Source organism: Enterobacter cloacae complex sp. GF14B (genome assembly GCF_004136805.1).
In the GTDB taxonomy this organism is placed as follows: domain Bacteria; phylum Pseudomonadota; class Gammaproteobacteria; order Enterobacterales; family Enterobacteriaceae; genus Enterobacter; species Enterobacter hormaechei_C.
The window spans coordinates 17,455-37,059 of the sequence record NZ_QFRV01000033.1; the positions used below are offsets into that span (position 1 = coordinate 17,455).

A 19,605-nucleotide genomic window follows, 5' to 3' on the forward strand; every position below is an offset into this window, starting at 1 on the left:
TTATTCCGGCAAGGCGTAGACCACCACCTGATCGCCCACCTGATCCTTCAGGATCGTATTCCCGCCTGCCACGAAGGCCACATACTGGCGACCTTTATATTCATAGACTGACGGGTTCGCTACTGCCGGCGCTTCTGCCTGATCGGACCACAGCTCTTCACCGCTCTCGACCGAGTAGGCACGCACTTTGGCATCCATTGAAGCACCGATGAAGATCACGCCACCCGCCGTCACTGCCGGGCCACCAATGGTAGGTGAACCCCAGCTCTCCGGCATGAAGAAGCCATACTGCTGGGAGGCGCCAACCGGACGACGCCATTTCACATCGCCCGTATGCATGTCCAGCGCCACGATTTCGCCAAACGGCGGCTGCCAGCACGGCATGCCCAGCCAGTTGCTCGCCACCAGCAGACGCATACCGTACGGGGCGCCTTCCTGAGGGGCAAAGCCGCTTTCGTTACCTGAGTCTTTGTCTGCGTTATCGTAATCTTCGCGGCTGTAGAGCTTCACGTACTGGACGATATGCGAGGTGTTGACGATGGCGATCTGTTTTTGCGGATCGAACGCCACCCCACCCCACTGTACGCCGCCAGCGCTATCAGGATAGGTTAGCGTGCCTTCGCCCTTTGTGGTCGGCGGAGTATACATTCCCTTATAGGTCAGGTTATCCCACAGACGGGAGCACTGGCCGCCACCGACGATATCCGCCAGCTTCCAGATTTCCGGTTTTTTCGACTGGTCGAGCAGCGGCGCGGGTTTGGTCGGGAACGGCTGCGTGGGCGAGAGAACTTCACCCTGAACCGAACCATCACCCTGCGGAACCGGACGTTCTTCGATTGGCCATACGTCCTCCCCCGTCAGGCGGTTAACCACGAACAGGAAACCCTGCTTGGTGGCCTGAATCAGCGCCGGGATCTGCTTGCCGTCTACGGTGATGTCCATCAGCGTCGGGGCGGAGTTAATATCGTAATCCCAGACGTCGTGGTGTACCCATTGACGGGACCAGACCACTTTACCGGTGTTGATGTCCAGCGCGGTGGTCGAGGTGCCAAGCGGAATAGCGTCCACGCGGTTGCCGCCCCAATAGTTGGGAGATGGCGATGAAACCGGGAGATAGACCAGCCCGTTGGCCTCATCGGCGGACATGTGCGTCCAGACGTTGGCGGTACCGGTACGCTTGCGGATCTCTGCCGGGATCGCCTCAAAGGTCCATTCAAGCTTACCGGTCTGGGCGTTGACTGAAAATACGGTGCCCGGAGGGGCTTCGGCATAGGCCCAGTCCTTCCCGGCCCAGCCCACCAGCAGATGGTTGCCGACAACGGTTGGCGGTTGCAGGACAGAGAGCGGATACTTCGCGTTAACGGTATTCCACTGGTTCAGATCTAACACGCCGTTATTCGCAAAGCCGCTGCAAGGTTTGCCTGAATCGGCGTCCAGCGCAAAGAGCTTGCCGTCAACGGTGCCCATATAAACCATCTTCTGGCATGCCTCTCCGCTCACCGGATTTTTGGCCTGCCAGTAGGAAACGCCGCGGTTTTTCAGCACCGGCTGGGTCAGCGCCTTGCGCGACGATTTCGTGTCATAGTGCCACTTCTCTTTACCCGTCCCCGGATCCAGCGCAATCAGGCGATCGAATGGCGTGCCAATGTAGAGCGTATCGTTGGCGAAAATGGGCGTTGCGGACCAGACGGTGGCTGGCGTATCGCCTTTACCATCCGAGACGTCGCCGGTATGGAATTCCCAGACTTTCGTTAATTTCCCGACATTATCCGCCGTAATTTGGGTCAGGGGGCTGTATTTCTGCGCGTTAAGCTGGCCGTGAAAGCTGTCCCAGGTGGGCGTGCCGGGCACCAGCGGCGTCGCGGGCTGGCTGGCCGAGGCGACTTTCTTTCCGTCACCGCTGCCGGTTGAGGCATCGTCGGTGGTTTTTGTGGTTCCGGGTGCCTGCTGATCGGCGGCATCAATGTTAAGCGATTCCTGGGTCCCCTGAGAGGCCTCAGTGGCCTTATCCTGCGCCTGTAGCGCGAGCGGAGCGACCAGCAGCGCCAGCGCCGTCATGCTGACTTTTATGAAGGGATAATGCTTATCGTTGTGCACGGGCGGCTCCTCAGCTTCTGACGCGATGGTTGTAACGGGCGGAATGGCTGCTCAGCATAATCAGACCTATCAGGCCGACCACCATGGCTGCCGTTATGATGTACTGGTGCAGCAGCGCGGCGGCAAAACCAATACCCGCCAACACCACCAGGGTGACAATAATCAGGAAAACGCGCGCCCCGCGACGCGATGCCGCGCGTAGCATAACGGTCAGGATCGCCAGCACTACGCTGGCAATGACCACGCCCAGTGCGCCAATGGTGCCAGTGACGCCGGTAAGCGGCGTCCACCAGGCGTATAGCGCCACCGCGAAGGCTATTATCGCGGTCAGCAGCAGCAACATGCTACCGACCCGCGAGGATTGAGAATGCAACATACCAGGAATCCCCCTCTAAAAATGCAAAATTGACCATTATTAAAGCGTTTTCGTGGATATATGCCCCTGCTGCCCGCCGCTATTAAGGCAACGCGACGTGTGGAGCGGCGGCATATTTCACTAAACGTAACTGAGTATAGAAGAGGATTTTTTTATGGGGCGTTTAATAGCAGGCATACGACGCCTTGTGCCCCTTCGCCACCATAAAGATAGCGTTATGTTACAAGACAGTTCGAAAGCTACGAGCAGGTTACGTGATTGTCTATATCCTGTTTTTTAATTTGAGGCATGACGGGATAATTCTCCGCCCAATAAAATAATTAAATAAGTCCCCCTTCAATATGATGGCGCCTTATGGTACTTAATAAAACAGGGTATTTATTCTTTAATTAACAGACTTGCAGGCAGGGAAAGTCAGTCGTTATTTGTTCGTTAATTTAACAAATCCCCTTCTTAATTAACCGCCTGTTAAAGCATCGTCAAAGAATAACGATAGTTATTGCAGGCATACACATAAGGTTTACGGTATGCGAAATCAAACCCCTCCCACCCGTGGTGTAATGGCGCAGCAACGACTACAGGCAGATAAAAACTAAATAAGTCGTCGCTCCTCTAACAACGCGGTAAATATGATGAATAAAGCCACCACTCTCTCAGCTAATATTACAACACGCTCTAACTGGCACTGGCAGGATAACATCTGGACGCTGGGCCTCTACGGTACAGCCGTCGGGGCGGGAACGCTGTTCCTGCCCGTGGAAATCGGCACCCGTGGTCCGGTTATTTTCCTGGTCATGCTCCTGCTGGGGCTGCCGTTATCCCTGATCCCCCATTTACTCCTTTGTCGTGTGTATATGCGAGAAGAGAAGAATGAAAACGGCACGTTGCCGATCTTCGGCTCCTTCTTCAGCGGACGGGGTGAAAAGCTGATCACCCTGTTCTATTGTGTGACCTTCTTCCCGGTAACCCTGGTTTACGGGGTGGCGCTGATTAATGCGCTGAGTAATTTACTGGTGGAGCATCTGCATATTACCGCCCTCAGCCGTGGGCCATTGTCGTTTATCGTGGTTGCCGCACTTTATGTGGTGCTTAGCAAGGGCCGGGACAGAGTCGTGGCCATTATGAGCGCGCTGGCGCTGCCGTTCGCGGCATCTGTACTGCTGATCGCCGTATCACTTATCCCGGGATGGCATCTGTCTAACCTGACCGATACGGCCGCTGAAATGAACGCCACGCCGCTGCCGGTAACGCTGAAAAATATCTGGCTGACGCTGCCGCTTATTACCTTCTCGTTTTGCTGTGCGCCTATGGTCTCCCCGCTGAGCTCTTACTACCGGGAGAGGAAAGCGGAGGGCGAGAAAAAGGCACTGTTCGTGATCCGCATCGCCTATTTAGCCATCTTCGCCAGTATCCTCTTTTTCGTGCTGAGCTGCGTGCTGGGGATCCCGCATGACAACTTTGTACGGGCGAAGGCGGAAAACCTGAATGTGCTGTCCGTGATGAAAGGAAACGGTGATTTCAGCCTGATTTACCACATTGCCCCGCTCATCGCTATCATCGGTATGACGAAATCCTTTCTCGGCGTAGGCCTGTCGGTCGCACAAACGTTTGGTCAGCTGGCTGCCAGCGTATCCGGCAAAAAGGCCAGCGCCAGCAAGCGGCTGGCCTCTCTGGCGCTGTTCCTGCTGACCTATGGCATTGTTTATGCCAATCCGGATGTGCTCAGCCTGATTGAAATGTTCTGCGGACCACTGATCGCGGTGATCCTGTTCCTTATCCCTGCGTACCTCATATACACCCGCCCCTCGCTGGCGGAGCTTCGCGGCGTGACGGTGTTTCTGGTTGTTCTGGGCGGACTGGCAACGCTGTCTGCATTGCTCTGGACAATGCTTTAGCCTGAACGCCGTTTGACTGTACCCATATACAGTAGTATTTTACGTTCAGGCTGAATCACATGCGTAATATCCATAAGGTAAACAATCATGTTTGTGGAACTGGTTTATGACAAGCGAAACGTACAGGGGCTGGAGGGAGCCAGGGAAATCATCCTGACCGAGCTGACAAAACGCGTGCACCGGATTTTTCCTGATGCCAGCGTGACGGTTAAGCCAATGCAAGCGAACGGCCTGAACAGCGACGCCAGCAAAAGCGACCGTGAAAAGCTTAACCGCATGCTCGAGGAGATGTTCGAAGAGTCGGATATGTGGTTGATACAAGAGTAACCGGGCGCAAAGCCCGGCTCTGTTTTCAACTAACAATACCCCTGTGTATTCAGGCCGCGATTTTCCAGCATCGGTTCAATCTCAGAAGCATGCCCGCGCGACTTTTTCTCCCTGCCCTATACTTTCAGTCTGACTGACTGGAGGTTTCTATGTGTGGACGTTTTGCACAAGCCCAAACCCGTGAAGAATATCTGGCTTACCTGGCCGACGAAGGCGAACGCGATATCGCATATGACCCTGAACCCATTGGCCGCTACAACGTTGCGCCCGGTACCAAAGTGCTGCTGTTAAGCGAACGTGACAAACAACTGCACCTCGATCCGGTATTCTGGGGCTACGCGCCTGGATGGTGGGACAAAGCACCACTGATTAACGCGCGTGTAGAAACCGCAGCCACCAGCAGAATGTTTAAACCTCTTTGGCAGCATGGCCGGGCGATCTGCTTTGCCGATGGGTGGTTCGAATGGAAAAAGGAAGGCGACAAGAAACAGCCGTATTTTATTCATCGGGCCGACGGGCAGCCGATATTCATGGCGGCGATCGGCAGTACGCCGTTTGAGCGCGGCGATGAAGCCGAGGGATTTCTCATAGTGACCTCTGCTGCGGATAAAGGCCTCATTGATATACACGATCGACGGCCGCTGGTTCTGTCGCCAGAAGCAGCAAGAGAATGGATGCGACAGGATGTTGGCGGGAAAAAAGCGGAAGAGATCATTGCCGACGGTACAGTACCTGCCGACGAGTTTATTTGGCATGCTGTAACTCGCGCCGTGGGGAACGTGAAGAATCAGGGGGCGGAGTTAATCGAGGTGGCTCATAAAATGGAAAAATGAGCTGCATACCCATTATGACCAGGAAGCAATGCCGCTCGGCGTTAATCCTGGAGAATCGTTCATTCCCTTTCTTCAATCCAGTTCACAAGCTCCGCAAACTGAGTTTCTGAAAATACCGCAATACCATGCTCGGAGAGTAATGACGCTGCCACTCCCATACCCGATTTACGCTGATTACTGAAAGAACCGTTGTAGATAAACTGAGTTCCGCACGTTGGACTACCATCAGTTAACAAAGCAGCAGTACATCCTGCTTCTTGTGCTGCTCGCAGAGCCAGCCAGGCTGCAAGTTGATAATGCCCGGTAACATCTGTTCCGGTGTTTTCAATTATTCTGGCTTGTCCACGCATTACGTCTTTACCCTCAGCAGACATAATCTCAGCGGGTGGTCTCGGAACAGGTAGCCCCGCAGCCAACTCAGGGCAGTGGATCACCAGGCGCTGCTCCTGTTGCCAGCGAGCAAGTTGATGAGTCATCTGCGCTTTCTCTTTCCCGTTATAACGGACTTTAAGGCCCATCAGGCAGGCACTGACCAGTATTTTATTTATCATTATTTAATAGTATTAAGATCCAAAACGCCTACGATTTTAACACCTTAACCCTTCTCATGAATTAAAGAATTTGACGTGGCAGCGTCTTTAGCTGGTACATAGCTGACGCTATGATCGGTGCCCTGTCCCGTGGAACTTTTTGAATAATGCCGGGTGATAATACGAAGGTGGCTGTCCTGTGACACGGCGGAACATCGTTGCGAAGGATGATGCATTATCGTATCCAAGAGTCAAGGCTACTTCATTTACGGGTTTTCCCGTTATCAACAATGCCAGCGCGCTAACCACGCATGCTCGTTGGCGCCAGACAGAAAATGACATGCCCATTTGCGTAAGGAAATGGCGACGAAAGGTGCTGTCGCTCATGAACAGCGCATTTGCCCAGCGCTCTGCTGGATCATGGATTGAGGGATTGAGTAAAAACGCCTGACAAAGAGCCAGTAGGGCCGGATGTTGCGGCAGCGGAATATCGAATTCGCGAACCGGCATAGCCGCCAGCTCCAATATCATCAGATTTATCAGTGCACGGTCACGCGTGCTTTCATACAGTGGCGGTAAATCCACTGACTCAAGCAATAGCTGACGTAATAATGGCGATACGCTAATAACTTCACAACGAGGATATTTTAAGAAGGCATTCACGAAATCTGGTTCTATATACAGACTGCGAGTAGTCACGCCAACAAATTTGACGGCGTGCATAGTTTCGGGTGGGATCCAAACAGCATGTTGTGGAGGAACAATCCACTCTCCATCCTGGGTTATGACATGCATTAATCCGGTCGCGCCATATAGCAGCTGCGCGCGGCGATGTTTGTGCTGTGGCAGCATAAATCCCTGCACATAGTCATTGCCTATCGCTACCACTTCACGATCTAGCTGCTCGACCTCTTCAATCTTTACGTTGCGCACACCCGTCTCCTTATGACCGATTTACAAAGGTAATTGAGCGCGGCGCTAATGGGAAGCAGGACGCTACCGGTATAAGCTGCGAAATCATTTTCAGGTCGAGGGTATGATTTTGAATGATATCGCAATCATTGCGTTGGCAGGCTTTACTACCGGTATTACCACCGTGCTTTTTGGCTTTGGCGGCGGCTTTGTCGTAGTACCATTCGTTTATCAACTAATGCTACGGCAGACCGAACTGGCACTAAACGCCATGCATATCGCGGTTGCTACCTCTACATCGGTGATGATATTTAACGCGGGCTGGGTCACCTATCGAAACTGGCGAGCTTGCGAGCTTTCATCGCAAATGTTATTCCCGTTACTATGGTTTATAGCCATTGGGGCTATCGTGGGTTCCTGTCTGGCAGGAATATTTAGTGAGAGTGTTGTTCGCGCGCTGTTCATTTTCTACATGCTGGCAACAATCAGCGATTGTTTGTTGCGTAAGGGTTTTCTCGGAGGAAGTTCTCTGCGTCGCTTGTCATTTCCTGTAGTAACGGGCGGCGGAGTGACCATTGGTATGATAGCCGCATTGCTTGGCGTGGGCGGAAGCGTAATGACGGTACCCCTGTTACGGCGCCATGGTTATGCGATGCGTGAATGCATTAGTGCTTCTAATCCGCTTTCCCTGCCCGTCGCGCTATGTGGTGCCGTGACGTATGCAGTTATTGGCTGGCAAACTATTCCTGTGAATGGATTTCTCGGTTTTATCAACCTGAAAATTTTAGGTATGTTGGTACTAACAGGCTGGGCAGGAATAGTTTTTAGCCGTCGGGTTATACCTGCTGTACCTGATATTTGGCACGCACGAATCTATGTCATGCTGCTGTTCCTGGTGTTACTGGCGATGCTATTTCAGTAACCCTCTTTTATCGCAGCGACTAATGGCCCGTAATTATACCTGTCTCAATGTACCTTTCAGACACAAAGCGGACCAAAGCGTACAAAAAACCGGGCCTCGCGCCCGGTTCTGTTTACACACTAAAAAAGCCTTACGCACTCAATCCGCGATTCTCCAGCATCGGTTCGATCTTCGGATCGTGCCCGCGCCAGTTCCGGTAAAGTTCAGCTAGATCAGTGCTGTTGCCGCGGGACAAAATCGCCTCGCGGAATGTCTGTCCGTTTTCGCGGGTCAAACCACCCTGCTCGACAAACCACTGATAGCCATCGTCCGCCAGCATTTGCGTCCACAGGTAAGCGTAATACCCCGCCGCGTACCCGCCGCCGAAGATATGGGCGAAATAGCTGCTGCGATAGCGCGGCGGTACGGCTGGAAGATCCAACCCCTCTTTTTTCAACGCGGCGGCTTCAAAGGCTTCCACGTCTTCAACGGGCTCCTGAATGCCGTGCCAGTTCATATCCAGCAGCGCGGCGCTCAATAGCTCCGTCATGTCATAACCCTTGTTAAACTGGGTCGCATTGAGCATTTTTTCCCGCAGCGCATCCGGCATCGGTTCGCCGGTTTGATAATGACGAGCAAAGTGCGCAAACACCTGCGGATGGCTGGCCCAGTGTTCATTGATCTGCGACGGAAATTCAACGAAATCACGCGGCGTGTTGGTGCCTGAAAGCGTGGCATAGCGCTGGCTGGCAAACAGACCATGCAGGGTATGGCCAAACTCGTGGAACAGGGTAATCACATCATCCCAGGAGATCAGCGCGGTTTGCCCGTTCGCCGGTTTTTGATAGTTGCAGACGTTATAAATCACCGGACGCGCAGCAAACTCGTAAGACTGCTCAACAAAATTCCCCATCCACGCACCGCCCGCTTTGGAATCACGCGCGAAAAAGTCGCCATAGAACAGCGCCATGCCTTCACCCGTATGGTCGAAAATCTCCCACACGCGAACATCCGGGTGATAAACCGGAATATCGAAACGCTCGACAAAACGGATACCGAACAGCTGCGTGGCGGTCCAGAATACGCCATCTTCAAGCACGGTATTGAGCGCGAAATAGGGTTTGATCTGCGACTCATCCAGCGCGTATTTCGCTGAGCGCACGCGTTCGGCATAAAACGCCCAGTCCCAGGCCTGCACCGTAAAACCGCCCTGCTCGTCGTCGATGACTTTCTGAATATCCGCCTGCTCCAGCGCAGCCCTGCCGCGCGCCGCAGGCACTATTCCGCGCATGAATTCGAGCGCGGCTTCCGGCGTTTTCGCCATTTGATCGGCAATGCTCCAGCTCGCATAGTTGTCAAAGCCGAGCAGCTGCGCCTGTCTTGCCCGTAACGCGGTAAGCCGACGGATCAGCTCGCGCGTATCGTTTTCGTCGCCTTTCTGAGTGCGTTCCCAGCCCGCGCTGAACAACTTTTTACGGGTCTCGCGCAACGCCAGCGCCGCCAGCGCGGGCTGTTGCGTGGTATTCAAAAGCGGGATCAGCCAGCGTTCCTTCAGCCCTTTTTCTGCGGCAGCGTGAGCCGCGGCAGCCATCTCCTCCGCACTGAGCCCGTCAAGCTGGTGAACATCGTCCACCACCAGCCCTCCCGCCTTATTCGCCGCGAGCAGGCGCTGGTTGAACTGGCTGGTCAGGGTGGCGGCTTCGGTATTCAGAGATTTCAGCTCGGCTTTTTCATCGGCGTTCAGACGCGCGCCCGCAAGAACAAAGTGCTGATACGTCTCCTCCGTCAGTCGGCGGGATTCGGCATCCAGCGCCTCGCGATCCTGCCAGACGGCTTCCACGCGGGCGAAAAGCGTATCGTTTAGCCAGATATCGTTCGCCAGCCCGGCCAGTTCGGTGGAGAACTGCTCGTCCAGTGCCTGAAGATAATCGTTGGTGTGTGCGGACGTCATGGCGAAGAATACGCTGCTCACGCGCGACAGCATGGCCCCGCTTTTTTCAAGCGCCAGCACGGTGTTATCGAAGTCCGGCGCGGCGCGCTGCGCGATAATCGCGTCAATGTCTGCACGCTTCAGGCGCATTGCTTCATCAAACGCCGGGCGATAATGGCTGTCGTTGATCGCATCAAAACGTGGCGCCTGATAAGGCAACAGGCTAATTTCAAAAAAAGGATTGTTGACCGACATCGTTTACTCCTGTGCACGGTATTTCTCCCCAGAGTAGGCCAGCCTGCGCCAGCCTGCAATGGCGTCATACAAATGTTGCCTTAACGACGTGCCGGAGAGCGTGCTATGTTAGTACAACACAAAAAGCGTTGAGGAACAGTGAGATGATTATTTTAGTTACCGGGGCGACAGCGGGTTTTGGTGAAAGCATCACGCGTCGCTTCGTCGCCAACGGACACAAAGTGATTGCAACGGGGCGTCGTCAGGAGCGTTTGCAGGAGCTAAAAGACGAGCTGGGTGACAGCATTCTGACCGCACAGCTGGACGTCCGCAACCGCGCCGTCATTGAAGAGATGATTGCCAACCTGCCTGCCGAATGGCGTGAAATTGACGTGCTGGTCAATAACGCTGGCCTGGCGCTGGGTATGGAGCCTGCTCACAAAGCCAGCGTGGAAGACTGGGAGAACATGATCGACACCAACAACAAAGGCCTGGTGTACATGACCCGCGCCGTGCTGCCGGGCATGGTTGAACGTAACCGTGGTCATATCATTAACATCGGTTCCACCGCCGGAAGCTGGCCTTACGCGGGCGGCAACGTCTATGGCGCGACCAAAGCCTTTGTCCGCCAGTTCAGTCTGAACCTGCGCACCGACCTGCACGGAACCGCGATCCGCGTGACCGATGTTGAACCGGGTCTGGTAGGCGGAACCGAATTCTCCAACGTGCGTTTCAAAGGCGATGACGCGAAAGCGGATAAAACCTATGAAAACGCGAATGCGCTGACGCCGGAAGATATCACCGAAACCGTCTGGTGGGTCGCGAATTTGCCGAAGCATGTCAACATCAACACGGTTGAGATGATGCCCGTCAGCCAGACCTATGCCGGACTCAGCGTGCATCGCGGGTAATTCACCCTTCCCGGCCTGCGGGCCGGGTATGTGATGGCAGGGAAAAGAATGGTAGTATGTTCAGGTTAACTCTCTGAGAAATCACAACCCATGGCCGCTGAATCGCAACTTAATCCTACCCAGCCCGTTAATCAGCAAATATATCGCATCTTACGCCGTGATATTGTTCGCTGCCTGATCCCACCGGGAACGCCACTCTCAGAAAAAGAGGTTTCGGTACGTTTTGACGTTTCCCGTCAGCCCGTGCGCGAGGCGTTTATTAAACTCGCAGAAAACGGACTTATTCAGATCCGCCCACAGCGCGGCAGCTATGTAAATAAAATTTCGCTTTCGCAGGTACGGAATGGCTGTTTTGTTCGCCAGGCCATCGAGTGCGCCGTGGTGCGTCGCGCCGCGTCGCTCATCAACGATAACCAGTGCTACCTGCTGGAGCAAAACCTGCATCAGCAACGAATCGCCATCGACCGCAAACAGTTAAACGACTTTTTCCAGCTGGACGACGAGTTTCACCAAAAACTGGCGCAGATCGCCGAGTGCCAGCTCGCGTGGGATACCGTTGAAAACATCAAAGCGACCATCGACCGCGTGCGCTACATGAGCCTCGACCATGTTTCTCCGCCAGAGATGTTGCTGCGCCAGCATCATGATATTTTCAGCGCGCTGGAAAAACGCGACGTGGAAGCCGTAGATAAAGCGATGACGCTTCACCTTCAGGAAATTAGTGAGTCAGTTCAGTTAATTCGTCAGGAAAACCGCGAGTGGTTCAGCGAAGAATAAAACCTCGCCGCCCCCTTTCGGTTGCGGCGAAGTAATTAGCGGACCACTAATACTGGAATAGTGGCGTAGCGCAGGATAGTTTCAGCATTTGAACCCAGCAGATGGGTTGTCATGCTCGGGTTTCTTGATCCAATAACAATAACGTCATATTTCCCCTCTTTGCTGAGCTTGATGATTTCATCGCGTACGTTGCCGAAGCGAACTTCACAATCAATATTTTCCGGGGACATATCAAAGAGCCGTTTCAGCGCCTTCATCTTCTTATCAGACTCGGCGGTCATATACTCTTCGAACTTCTTAATATCGGCATTGAACCCCCGCAGTAACGAACGGCTGCTGTTAGGGAGAATGTTGACCAGGGTGATCGTCGCGCCTTCCGCCTTCGCGAGGTTGACCGCATGGCGTACCGCTTTATCGCTCAAATCCATTTCAAACACGTCAACAGGCATCAAAATTTTCTTATACATAAGCCTGACTCCTTTTCCGATGAAGGGTTATTTTCTGTCTCCAGAATGACATTGTGGATATAAACAAAGCCTAAACACTTGCATCCGGAAACTATCAATTAAGGAAAATAACTGTCCGCTTTGTAAAGTGGTGTCCTTAACCGTCAACGCCTGCATGAAATAAGAAAAAAGTGTGAGCTTGATCAAAAGCAAATAATTTCGTTAAAGAGAGGCGTATTAATAGTGCCCCGTGAACGGCAGCCGTCGAATTAGCGCCGTAGCGGATAAGTACGAGAGGAGAAAATACCATGATGACATACGACCGTAACCGAAATGCAATCACCACTGGCAGCCGCGTCATGATTAGCGGCACAGGTCAGTTCGGCGTGATTAAAGCGATCCACAGCGACGGCCTTAATGCCGAGCAGGTGCGTCGTGGTAAAACGGTTGAAGTGGAAGGATGCGAAGGTAAGTTCGAACCGATTGAGCTGATTCGCCTGGGGATGCACTAAGCTGCGCCCCGACATGCCGCCGCGGACGGCGGCATGTCATAGCGTTAAAGCCGGGTGGCGTACTCAGCAACCGTGGCCTTCGCGCCTTTTTGCAGCAACGTCTGATAAGCATGCATGACCGACGCCACAAACACCGCGTCCTTCGGCAGCTCGTTACCGAAAATAGCCTCAATGCCCAACAGCGCATTAACGCGGCTTTCGCCTTCAGCGCTACCGTTTACCGCCGCCTGAATCACCGCCAGCTGCGGGTCACTCACCTCAATCGGGTTACCCTGCTCATCCACACCGCCGACATAACGCATCCAGCCCGCCACACCGAGGGCCAGCAGCGGGAAGGGTTTCTGGTGGACCAGGTGCCAGCGCACGGAATCGAGCATCCGCTGCGGCAATTTCTGGCTACCGTCCATGGCGATTTGCCAGGTGCGGTGACGCAGGGCCGGATTGCTGTAGCGCGCGATCAACAGGTCAGCATAGTGAGCTAAATCCACCCCCTTTACTTTCAGAGTCGGCGCCTGCTCTTTCAGCATCAGCGCATGCGCGGCTGCGCGATAATGTTCATCTTCCATGCAGTCGTTAATGTGCTGATAACCGGCAAGGTAGCCGAGATAGGCCAGGAACGAGTGGCTGCCGTTAAGCATTCGCAGCTTCATCTCTTCAAACGGAATGACATCAGAAACCAGTTCCGCACCGGCCTTTTCCCACTTTGGACGTCCGGCGACGAAATTATCTTCCACCACCCACTGGCGGAACGGCTCGCAGGCGACACCTGCCGGATCGCGTACGCCGGTCAGCTGTTCGATTTTATCCAGCGTGTCAGCCGTGACGGCGGGCACAATACGGTCCACCATGGTTGACGGGAAGGTGACGTTCGCTTCAATCCAGTCGGCCAGTTCGCCGTCAACAGCGCGCGCGTAGGCGCAGGTGACATTGCGCATCACGTGGCCGTTCTCCGGCATGTTATCGCATGACATCACGCTGAATGCTGGCAGCCCCGCCGCCTTACGCCGCGCCAACGCTTCAACCACGACGCCCGGCGCAGATTTCGGCTGATGGGGGTTTTGCAGGTCGGCAACGATTAACGGATGATCGAACATCAGTTGTCCTGTTGCCGGGGAATGGCAATACCCTTTCTCGGTGATGGTCAGGGAAACAATGGCGACCTGTGGCTCGCACAGCGCCGCCAACACGGTTTCCAGCCCGTCGACCTGCGCATGCAGCGCGTTTTTGACGACGCCGACCACGCGCGCTGTCCACGCATCGGCAGACATCTCTGCTACGGTATAAAGGTTATCCTGTGCCTTCAGATCGGCGATCTGCTGTTCGCCGCCAATCAGGTTAACTTCGCAGTAACCCCAGTCGCTGCCCTGTTCTGCGGCGAGTATATCGGTGTACACCGCCTGGTGCGCGCGGTGGAACGCGCCAAACCCTAAATGAACAATGCGTGCCTTGAGGCTGTCGCGATCGTACTGAGGACGCGTTGCCTTCGCCTGTAATAACTGGTTTTCCATGATTGAGACTCGTTAATTAATGAACGCTGTGATCCGCTGCCGCTTCCTTTTCAGAGCGGCAGCGCCTGCTGACTACACCAACTAGAATGGCAGTCGGAGTCAAAAAACGCTGCCATTAACCATACTGATACGTCGTTTTCAGATCTTGATTTACATTAACTTTTCGCCATGTGGTGTGACATCAGTAAAAAGTTGTGTGACAGGTAACACAAGATGTAAACCACTAGCGGCGTGAAGAGAGCGCGCCGTAGGCTACCGCTTCTTTATGCGGCGCTTCGGCTGCATCTTCGGCTTCACTCAGATCGCGGTCGCGCACTTCCGGCATCAGCAAAGCGGAGACCAGCCCAATCAGCGAGTACGCCACCAGCATCGCCACAATTGGCCACCAGGACCCGGTCATATTGCAGAAGATCCCCGCCAGCACCGGACCAAAGCCTACGGCCACCAGCCCTCCCGCCTCTTTCGAGATTGCCATGCGGGTAAAGCGGTTCCGCGAACCAAACATCTCTGCCATGGTGATGTTTTCCAGCGCAAACAGCCCGAGGACCGCAAAGTTATGAATAACGATGATAGAGAGCATAATCACGCCCGGCGCGTAACTCTTATCAACAATAATCGACAGCATCGGGTAAGCCAGAATAATGGCTGAAATGTTAAGGATGATATACGGCAGACGGCGCCCCACTTTATCGGACAGCCAGCCCAGCAGCGGAATGGTGAGGAAGCCGAGAATCGAACTGATCATCAGCGCATCGGTTGGGATCGCCTTATCAAATAACAGCGTCTGCACCAGATACCCGGCAAGGAAGGTCTGGATAAGCCCAGAGTTACCGGCCTGGCCAAAGCGCAGCCCCGTCGCCAGCCAGAACGATTTGCTCTTAAACATCGCGCCTAATGAGGTATCCTGCGCCGCCGCTGGCGCAACGGTTTCGGCGTCGTTAACCTTCTCAAACACCGGGCTCTCTTTAAGGTTCATACGCAGCCAGATGGCGAAGATCATCACCACCACGCTGGCGAGGAATGGCACGCGCCAGCCCCAGGCAATAAGTTCTTCACGATCGAGGGCAAAGAACATCACGGCCCAGATCGCCGTGGCGCTCAGCGTTCCGCAGTTGGTGCCCATGGCCACCAGCGAGGAGATGATGCCGCGTTTACCCTTCGGCGCGTACTCCGCCAGCATGGTGCCCGCACCGGAGATTTCTGCCCCCGCGCCCAGCCCCTGAATAATACGCAGCGTCACCAGCAGCACCGGTGCGAAAATCCCGATCTGCGCGTAGGTCGGCAGCACGCCGATTAAGGTGGTGCAGATCCCCATCATGGTGATGGTGATAAACAGCACTTTTTTACGGCCAATTCTGTCGCCCATTCTGCCGAAGATAAATGCCCCGACGATACGCGCGATGTAGCCTGCGCCGTAGGTGCCCATCGCCAGGATCAGCGCCATGGCCGCCGATTGCTCAGGGAAGAAAATTTCATGAAACACCAGCGCGGCGCCAAGGGAGTAGAGCTGGAAATCCATAAATTCCAGGGCGGTGCCCAGCCAGCCAGATACGGCGGCTTTCACCAAATCTGACGTACTTCTTTGAGGTTGTGCTTGAGTCATAATGGCTATCTCTGAAAGGTAAGATGCGTACCACTTAGAGCCTGTCTTCGCAGGCTCTTTACCGCGTGAATTATTATTGGTCGAACGTGAGCAAGACTTTGCAGCACTGCCGCTGGTCTTTTTCAAACAGTTCGATGGCGTCTGTAACGTGGTGATAGTCAAATGTATGGGTGACCAGTTTTTCAGGGTCGATCAGCCCTTTTTCCAGCCAGTCAATGACCACCGGGAATTTGTTGGCATTCAGGCGCGAAGAGAAGATCGACAGCTCTTTGCCGGTGATCCCCTGCTGCACGATCTGGCTCGGGTCGCTGGAAAATCCCATCAGCACGATGCGCGCCGCCGGAGACGCCAGCGTAATCGCTTCCTGCAAAATGGACGGATGACAGGCAGCATCGATGATTAATGTCGGCTTGATGCCTTTTTCATCCAGCGCAGTCTGTAACGACTGCTCGCCGTTGTTGAAGACCCAGTCTGCGCCGCTGCGTTGCGCCATCTCCAGCCGCTCATCAATGCGATCTACCACGATGACCTGCTTCACCTTGTAAACGCCCTTCAGCGCCTGCACGGTGACCAGCCCCATCGGGCCTGCGCCGTAGATCAGCGCCACGTCCTGTTCGGTGGGTTTCGCCTGCCCCGTCACGTTGGCGGCAATGGTGAATGGCTCAACCATCACCGCGTGTTTGTCAGGGATCGCATCCGGAATGTGCCAGGCATTTTTCGCCGGCACGACGGCGTATTCGCTGAAACCACCGTCGCGATGGACGCCCAGCACCACCAGCGAGGTGCAAACGTTCGGTTTTCCGACGGAACAGGGGTAACAGTGCCCGCAGCTGATCACCGGATCCACCGAAACGCGCTGGCCGAGTCGGGTGCCCTCCACGCCTTCGCCAACCGCGTCTATTTCGCCAAAGAATTCGTGACCGATTACCCGCGGATATTTTGCAAACGGGTTATGCCCGCGATAGATATGGCTGTCTGAACCGCAGATACCGGCGAGCTTAATTTTGACGCGGACGTCGCCTGCCCCCGGCAACGGGAGAGGACGTTCCTCAATCTCCAGCGCATTCGGCTGTTGGATCACTACGCTTTTCATCATTCGCTCCTCGTTTACCAGTTCCAGAGAGTGCCGTCTTCCAGACGGGCCACCGGCAGATAAGCCGGATCGTACGGGTATTTCGCTGCCAGCTTCTCATCAAACTCAATGCCCAGCCCTGGCTTGTCGCCCGGGTGCATATAGCCGTTATCGAAGCGCCAGCTGTGCGGGAACACTTCCAGCATCTGCTCTGAATAACCCATATACTCCTGCACACCAAAGTTCGGTACCCACAGGTCAAAATGCAGCGCCGCGGCGTGGCAAATCGGCGACAGATCCGACGGGCCGTGTGAGCCGGTACGCACCTGGTAGAGTGAGGCAAAGTCCGCAATGCGACGCATCCCGGTGATGCCGCCCGCATGGGTTATGGTGGCGCGGATATAGTCAATGAGCTGCTCTTCAATCAGCTGCTTGCAGTCCCAGATGCTGTTGAACACTTCCCCCACCGCAATTGGCGTGACGGTGTGCTGGCGGATCAGGCGGAAACACTCCTGGTTTTCAGCGGGAGTCGGATCTTCCATCCAGAACAGGCGGTAATCTTCAATACTTTTGCCGAACCGCGCCGCTTCGATGGGCGTCAGACGGTGGTGCATGTCGTGAAGGAGATGTTCACTGAAACCGAACTGGCTGCGCACTGCGTCGAACAGTTTGGGCGTGAAGTCGAGGTATTTCTCGGTGGACCACAGCTGCTCTTCCGGCCAAGCGCCCTTGGTCGCAGGTTCATACGCCAGCCCTTTGCCTTTGGCCATGCCGTAGGTGGTTTTCATTCCCGGCACGCCGCACTGCACGCGAATTGCCTTGAAGCCCATCTCTTTATGACGGGCATAATCTTCCAGCACGTCGTCAATGGTGTGCCCGGTGGTGTGACAATAAACCATCACCCCTTCCCGGGAAGCCCCGCCCAGAAGCTGATAGAGCGGCATGTTCGCGGCTTTCGCCTTAATGTCCCATAGCGCCATATCCACGGCAGAAATCGCTGACATGGTGACCGGACCACGACGCCAGTAAGCGCCTTTATAGAAGAACTGCCAGATATCTTCGATGCGGTGCGCATCGCGGCCAATCAGCTGAGGGCACAGGTGATCTTTCAGGTAAGAGGCAACGGAAAGTTCACGTCCGTTAAGCGTGGCATCACCCAGGCCGACAATGCCTTCATCGGTCGTAATTTTAAGGGTGACAAAGTTACGCCCCGGGCAGGTGACAAATACTTCAGCCCCGACAATCTTCATAATCCATTTCCTTACATCGCTCGTTGTGATGCAGGAAATTTACGCAACTACACTACTACCATACAAGTATAATGATCGTAAAATCAGCGGGCGATCACACTATAAGGACGCTTATGCGCGTCCCCAACCGGCCACGATGATCAACATGCCGCACAGGGCAATCAGCGCGCCTGCCCAGTCATACAGGCTTAGCCGGACGCCATCGACAACGCGCAGCCACAGCAGCGCGGTACAGACGTACACTCCGCCGTAGGCCGCATATACCCTCCCGCTGGCGGCCGGATGCAGGGTGAGCAGCCAGACAAAAAGGGCCAGGGACACACCCGCCGGGATCAGCAGCAGCGCGGAAGCGCCCCGCTTTAGCCAGAGCCACGGCAAAAAGCATCCGATGATTTCGCACAGCGCGGTCGCGAAAAAAAGCAGCGTCGTTTTGAACATTTTTCTCGTTTCGTGAGGATTGATTTAGACATCATACGCGATAATGTTCACATCGTTCCCATACCTGCCGCGCGGGTATGACACCCTTTCGGATTGGTGTAGAATCCAACGGGGTAATCCGATTCTCTGCACCCGTTTAAAGGAAACGCTATGACTACATTAAGCAAACGCCTTTGTCTGACAGCCGCACTGGCACTGTCCTCGTTCGCCTTCGCCGCAACGGCATCAGCCGAAACCAGCAAACTCATCATTGAGTCTGGTGACAGCGCGCAAAGCCGCCAGAATGCTGCCATGGACAAAGAACAATGGAATGACACCCGCAGCCTGCGTCAGAAAGTGAATAAGCGCGTGGAGAAAGAGTGGGATAAAGAAGACGTCGCGTTTGATGCCCGCGACAAATGCCAGCAAAGTGCCAACGTCAACGCTTACTGGGAGCCTAACACCCTGCGCTGTCTCGATCGTCGCACTGGCCGCACGGTAGCACCGTAATGTCGACGCCGTGTGACGTTAAGCTCCGTCCGCTGGAGCGCGAAGATTTACGCTTTGTTCACCAGCTCGACAACAATGCCAGCGTGATGCGCTACTGGTTTGAAGAGCCTTATGAGGCGTTTGTCGAGCTGTCCGATCTCTACGATAAGCATATCCACGATCAGAGTGAACGCCGGTTTGTGGTGGAGTGCGAAGGTGAAAAAGCCGGGCTGGTTGAACTGGTTGAGATCAACCACGTTCACCGTCGGGCGGAATTTCAGATCATTATCTCACCGGAGCACCAGGGGAAAGGTCTTGCGTCGCGAGCGGCAAAGCTGGCGATGGATTACGGGTTTAACGTCCTGAATCTCTACAAGCTTTACCTTATCGTCGACAAAGAGAACGAAAAAGCGATTCATATCTACCGTAAGCTGGGCTTTATGGTGGAAGGTGAACTGATCCATGAGTTCTTTATTAACGGCGAATACCGTAACACCATACGCATGTGCATTTTCCAGCATCAGCATCTGGCCGGGCATAAGTCCTCCTCCGCCAGCCTGCTTAAACCCACCGCGCAGTAACCTG

General features: G+C 54.5%; 20 protein-coding genes. 9 read left to right on the forward strand and 11 right to left on the reverse strand.

The annotated features are described in order from the left end of the window. Both DD606_RS12585 and DD606_RS12590 read right to left on the reverse strand, forming a co-directional pair. The gene (locus tag DD606_RS12585) at nt 1-2,097 is read right to left on the reverse strand and encodes a pyrroloquinoline quinone-dependent dehydrogenase (RefSeq protein ID WP_045350644.1); all 2,097 of its coding nucleotides are present in this window, start codon (nt 2,095-2,097) and stop codon (nt 1-3) included. A gap of 10 nt (nt 2,098-2,107) precedes the next feature. After that, nucleotides 2,108-2,473: a hypothetical protein gene (locus DD606_RS12590; protein ID WP_022651139.1), complete on the reverse strand. Its 366-nt coding sequence runs from the start codon at nt 2,471-2,473 to the stop codon at nt 2,108-2,110. A gap of 632 nt (nt 2,474-3,105) precedes the next feature. Between DD606_RS12590 and DD606_RS12595 the strand changes: the two genes are divergently transcribed. The 3 genes from DD606_RS12595 to DD606_RS12605 all read left to right on the forward strand — a co-directional run bounded on the left by DD606_RS12595 (nt 3,106) and on the right by DD606_RS12605 (nt 5,528). Then, a complete protein-coding gene (locus DD606_RS12595) occupies nt 3,106-4,368 on the forward strand; it encodes an amino acid permease (RefSeq protein ID WP_080336822.1) in 1,263 nt (420 codons plus the stop codon). Between the two features lie 87 nt (nt 4,369-4,455). After that, nucleotides 4,456-4,695: a DinI family protein gene (locus DD606_RS12600; RefSeq protein ID WP_045342839.1), complete on the forward strand. Its 240-nt coding sequence runs from the start codon at nt 4,456-4,458 to the stop codon at nt 4,693-4,695. A 149-nt stretch (nt 4,696-4,844) separates the two neighbouring features. Next, nucleotides 4,845-5,528 carry an SOS response-associated peptidase gene (locus tag DD606_RS12605; protein ID WP_032609110.1) on the forward strand — a complete coding sequence of 228 codons (684 nt, stop codon included), beginning with the start codon at nt 4,845-4,847 and terminating at the stop codon, nt 5,526-5,528. A 59-nt stretch (nt 5,529-5,587) separates the two neighbouring features. Here the strand turns inward: DD606_RS12605 and DD606_RS12610 are convergent, their stop codons facing one another. Together DD606_RS12610 and DD606_RS12615 are read right to left on the reverse strand one after the other, a co-directional pair. Then, entirely contained in the window at nt 5,588-6,079 is a 492-nt protein-coding gene (locus DD606_RS12610; protein WP_003857394.1) for a DUF523 domain-containing protein, read from the reverse strand. A gap of 108 nt (nt 6,080-6,187) precedes the next feature. Continuing rightward, nucleotides 6,188-6,991: a helix-turn-helix domain-containing protein gene (locus DD606_RS12615; protein ID WP_023324585.1), complete on the reverse strand. Its 804-nt coding sequence runs from the start codon at nt 6,989-6,991 to the stop codon at nt 6,188-6,190. Between the two features lie 109 nt (nt 6,992-7,100). Between DD606_RS12615 and DD606_RS12620 the strand changes: the two genes are divergently transcribed. Then, nucleotides 7,101-7,892: a sulfite exporter TauE/SafE family protein gene (locus DD606_RS12620; RefSeq protein ID WP_032610216.1), complete on the forward strand. Its 792-nt coding sequence runs from the start codon at nt 7,101-7,103 to the stop codon at nt 7,890-7,892. Between the two features lie 130 nt (nt 7,893-8,022). Here DD606_RS12620 and dcp read toward each other — a convergent pair whose 3' ends face one another. Then, a complete protein-coding gene (gene dcp / locus DD606_RS12625; RefSeq protein ID WP_058647846.1) occupies nt 8,023-10,056 on the reverse strand; it encodes a peptidyl-dipeptidase Dcp in 2,034 nt (677 codons plus the stop codon). 143 nt (nt 10,057-10,199) lie between these two features. Here dcp and ydfG point away from each other — a divergent pair, with 143 nt between their 5' ends. After that, complete coding sequence (gene ydfG / locus DD606_RS12630; protein WP_003857402.1) at nt 10,200-10,946, forward strand: bifunctional NADP-dependent 3-hydroxy acid dehydrogenase/3-hydroxypropionate dehydrogenase YdfG; 747 nt, start codon at nt 10,200-10,202, stop codon at nt 10,944-10,946. Between the two features lie 90 nt (nt 10,947-11,036). Next, on the forward strand, nt 11,037-11,723 hold the full coding sequence (locus tag DD606_RS12635; protein WP_003857403.1) for a GntR family transcriptional regulator: 687 nt from the start codon (nt 11,037-11,039) through the stop codon (nt 11,721-11,723). Nucleotides 11,724-11,758: 35 nt separating this feature from the next. On the opposite strand, the gene DD606_RS12640 is transcribed toward DD606_RS12635, so the two are convergent. Then, complete coding sequence (locus DD606_RS12640; protein ID WP_003857404.1) at nt 11,759-12,190, reverse strand: universal stress protein; 432 nt, start codon at nt 12,188-12,190, stop codon at nt 11,759-11,761. A gap of 287 nt (nt 12,191-12,477) precedes the next feature. Between DD606_RS12640 and ydfZ the strand changes: the two genes are divergently transcribed. Beyond that, nucleotides 12,478-12,681: a putative selenium delivery protein YdfZ gene (ydfZ, locus tag DD606_RS12645; RefSeq protein ID WP_003857405.1), complete on the forward strand. Its 204-nt coding sequence runs from the start codon at nt 12,478-12,480 to the stop codon at nt 12,679-12,681. A gap of 44 nt (nt 12,682-12,725) precedes the next feature. On the opposite strand, the gene DD606_RS12650 is transcribed toward ydfZ, so the two are convergent. From DD606_RS12650 to DD606_RS12670, 5 genes are all read right to left on the reverse strand, one after another. After that, a complete protein-coding gene (locus DD606_RS12650) occupies nt 12,726-14,189 on the reverse strand; it encodes a mannitol dehydrogenase family protein (RefSeq protein ID WP_129258724.1) in 1,464 nt (487 codons plus the stop codon). Nucleotides 14,190-14,412: 223 nt separating this feature from the next. Further along, a complete protein-coding gene (locus DD606_RS12655; RefSeq protein WP_023314073.1) occupies nt 14,413-15,792 on the reverse strand; it encodes an MFS transporter in 1,380 nt (459 codons plus the stop codon). Nucleotides 15,793-15,865: 73 nt separating this feature from the next. After that, nucleotides 15,866-16,885, reverse strand: coding sequence for a Zn-dependent oxidoreductase (locus DD606_RS12660; protein WP_003857408.1), 1,020 nt, complete (start codon nt 16,883-16,885; stop codon nt 15,866-15,868). Between the two features lie 14 nt (nt 16,886-16,899). Continuing rightward, nucleotides 16,900-18,114, reverse strand: coding sequence for a D-mannonate dehydratase ManD (gene manD / locus DD606_RS12665; protein ID WP_023314071.1), 1,215 nt, complete (start codon nt 18,112-18,114; stop codon nt 16,900-16,902). Nucleotides 18,115-18,225: 111 nt separating this feature from the next. Next, nucleotides 18,226-18,552: a YnfA family protein gene (locus tag DD606_RS12670; RefSeq protein ID WP_003857412.1), complete on the reverse strand. Its 327-nt coding sequence runs from the start codon at nt 18,550-18,552 to the stop codon at nt 18,226-18,228. Between the two features lie 150 nt (nt 18,553-18,702). Here DD606_RS12670 and DD606_RS12675 point away from each other — a divergent pair, with 150 nt between their 5' ends. Continuing rightward, the gene (locus DD606_RS12675) at nt 18,703-19,041 is read left to right on the forward strand and encodes a DUF1283 family protein (RefSeq protein ID WP_023300007.1); all 339 of its coding nucleotides are present in this window, start codon (nt 18,703-18,705) and stop codon (nt 19,039-19,041) included. Continuing rightward, nucleotides 19,041-19,601 carry a spermidine N1-acetyltransferase gene (gene speG / locus DD606_RS12680; protein ID WP_003857416.1) on the forward strand — a complete coding sequence of 187 codons (561 nt, stop codon included), beginning with the start codon at nt 19,041-19,043 and terminating at the stop codon, nt 19,599-19,601. The genes DD606_RS12675 and speG overlap by 1 nt, the downstream gene beginning before the upstream one ends. Nucleotides 19,602-19,605: the final 4 nt, after the last annotated feature.

Bases quoted from the DNA above. Each gene is read 5' to 3' on its own strand.
- DD606_RS12590 (WP_022651139.1), bottom strand. From the start codon at position 2,473: ATGTTGCATTCTCAATCCTCGCGGGTCGGTAGCATGTTGCTGCTGCTG.
- DD606_RS12595 (WP_080336822.1), top strand. From the start codon at position 3,106: ATGAATAAAGCCACCACTCTCTCAGCTAATATTACAACACGCTCTAAC.
- DD606_RS12600 (WP_045342839.1), top strand. From the start codon at position 4,456: ATGTTTGTGGAACTGGTTTATGACAAGCGAAACGTACAGGGGCTGGAG.
- DD606_RS12605 (WP_032609110.1), top strand. From the start codon at position 4,845: ATGTGTGGACGTTTTGCACAAGCCCAAACCCGTGAAGAATATCTGGCT.
- DD606_RS12610 (WP_003857394.1), bottom strand. From the start codon at position 6,079: ATGATAAATAAAATACTGGTCAGTGCCTGCCTGATGGGCCTTAAAGTC.
- dcp (WP_058647846.1), bottom strand. From the start codon at position 10,056: ATGTCGGTCAACAATCCTTTTTTTGAAATTAGCCTGTTGCCTTATCAG.
- ydfG (WP_003857402.1), top strand. From the start codon at position 10,200: ATGATTATTTTAGTTACCGGGGCGACAGCGGGTTTTGGTGAAAGCATC.
- DD606_RS12635 (WP_003857403.1), top strand. From the start codon at position 11,037: ATGGCCGCTGAATCGCAACTTAATCCTACCCAGCCCGTTAATCAGCAA.
- DD606_RS12640 (WP_003857404.1), bottom strand. From the start codon at position 12,190: ATGTATAAGAAAATTTTGATGCCTGTTGACGTGTTTGAAATGGATTTG.
- ydfZ (WP_003857405.1), top strand. From the start codon at position 12,478: ATGATGACATACGACCGTAACCGAAATGCAATCACCACTGGCAGCCGC.
- DD606_RS12650 (WP_129258724.1), bottom strand. From the start codon at position 14,189: ATGGAAAACCAGTTATTACAGGCGAAGGCAACGCGTCCTCAGTACGAT.
- DD606_RS12655 (WP_023314073.1), bottom strand. From the start codon at position 15,792: ATGACTCAAGCACAACCTCAAAGAAGTACGTCAGATTTGGTGAAAGCC.
- DD606_RS12660 (WP_003857408.1), bottom strand. From the start codon at position 16,885: ATGAAAAGCGTAGTGATCCAACAGCCGAATGCGCTGGAGATTGAGGAA.
- manD (WP_023314071.1), bottom strand. From the start codon at position 18,114: ATGAAGATTGTCGGGGCTGAAGTATTTGTCACCTGCCCGGGGCGTAAC.
- DD606_RS12670 (WP_003857412.1), bottom strand. From the start codon at position 18,552: ATGTTCAAAACGACGCTGCTTTTTTTCGCGACCGCGCTGTGCGAAATC.
- DD606_RS12675 (WP_023300007.1), top strand. From the start codon at position 18,703: ATGACTACATTAAGCAAACGCCTTTGTCTGACAGCCGCACTGGCACTG.
- speG (WP_003857416.1), top strand. From the start codon at position 19,041: ATGTCGACGCCGTGTGACGTTAAGCTCCGTCCGCTGGAGCGCGAAGAT.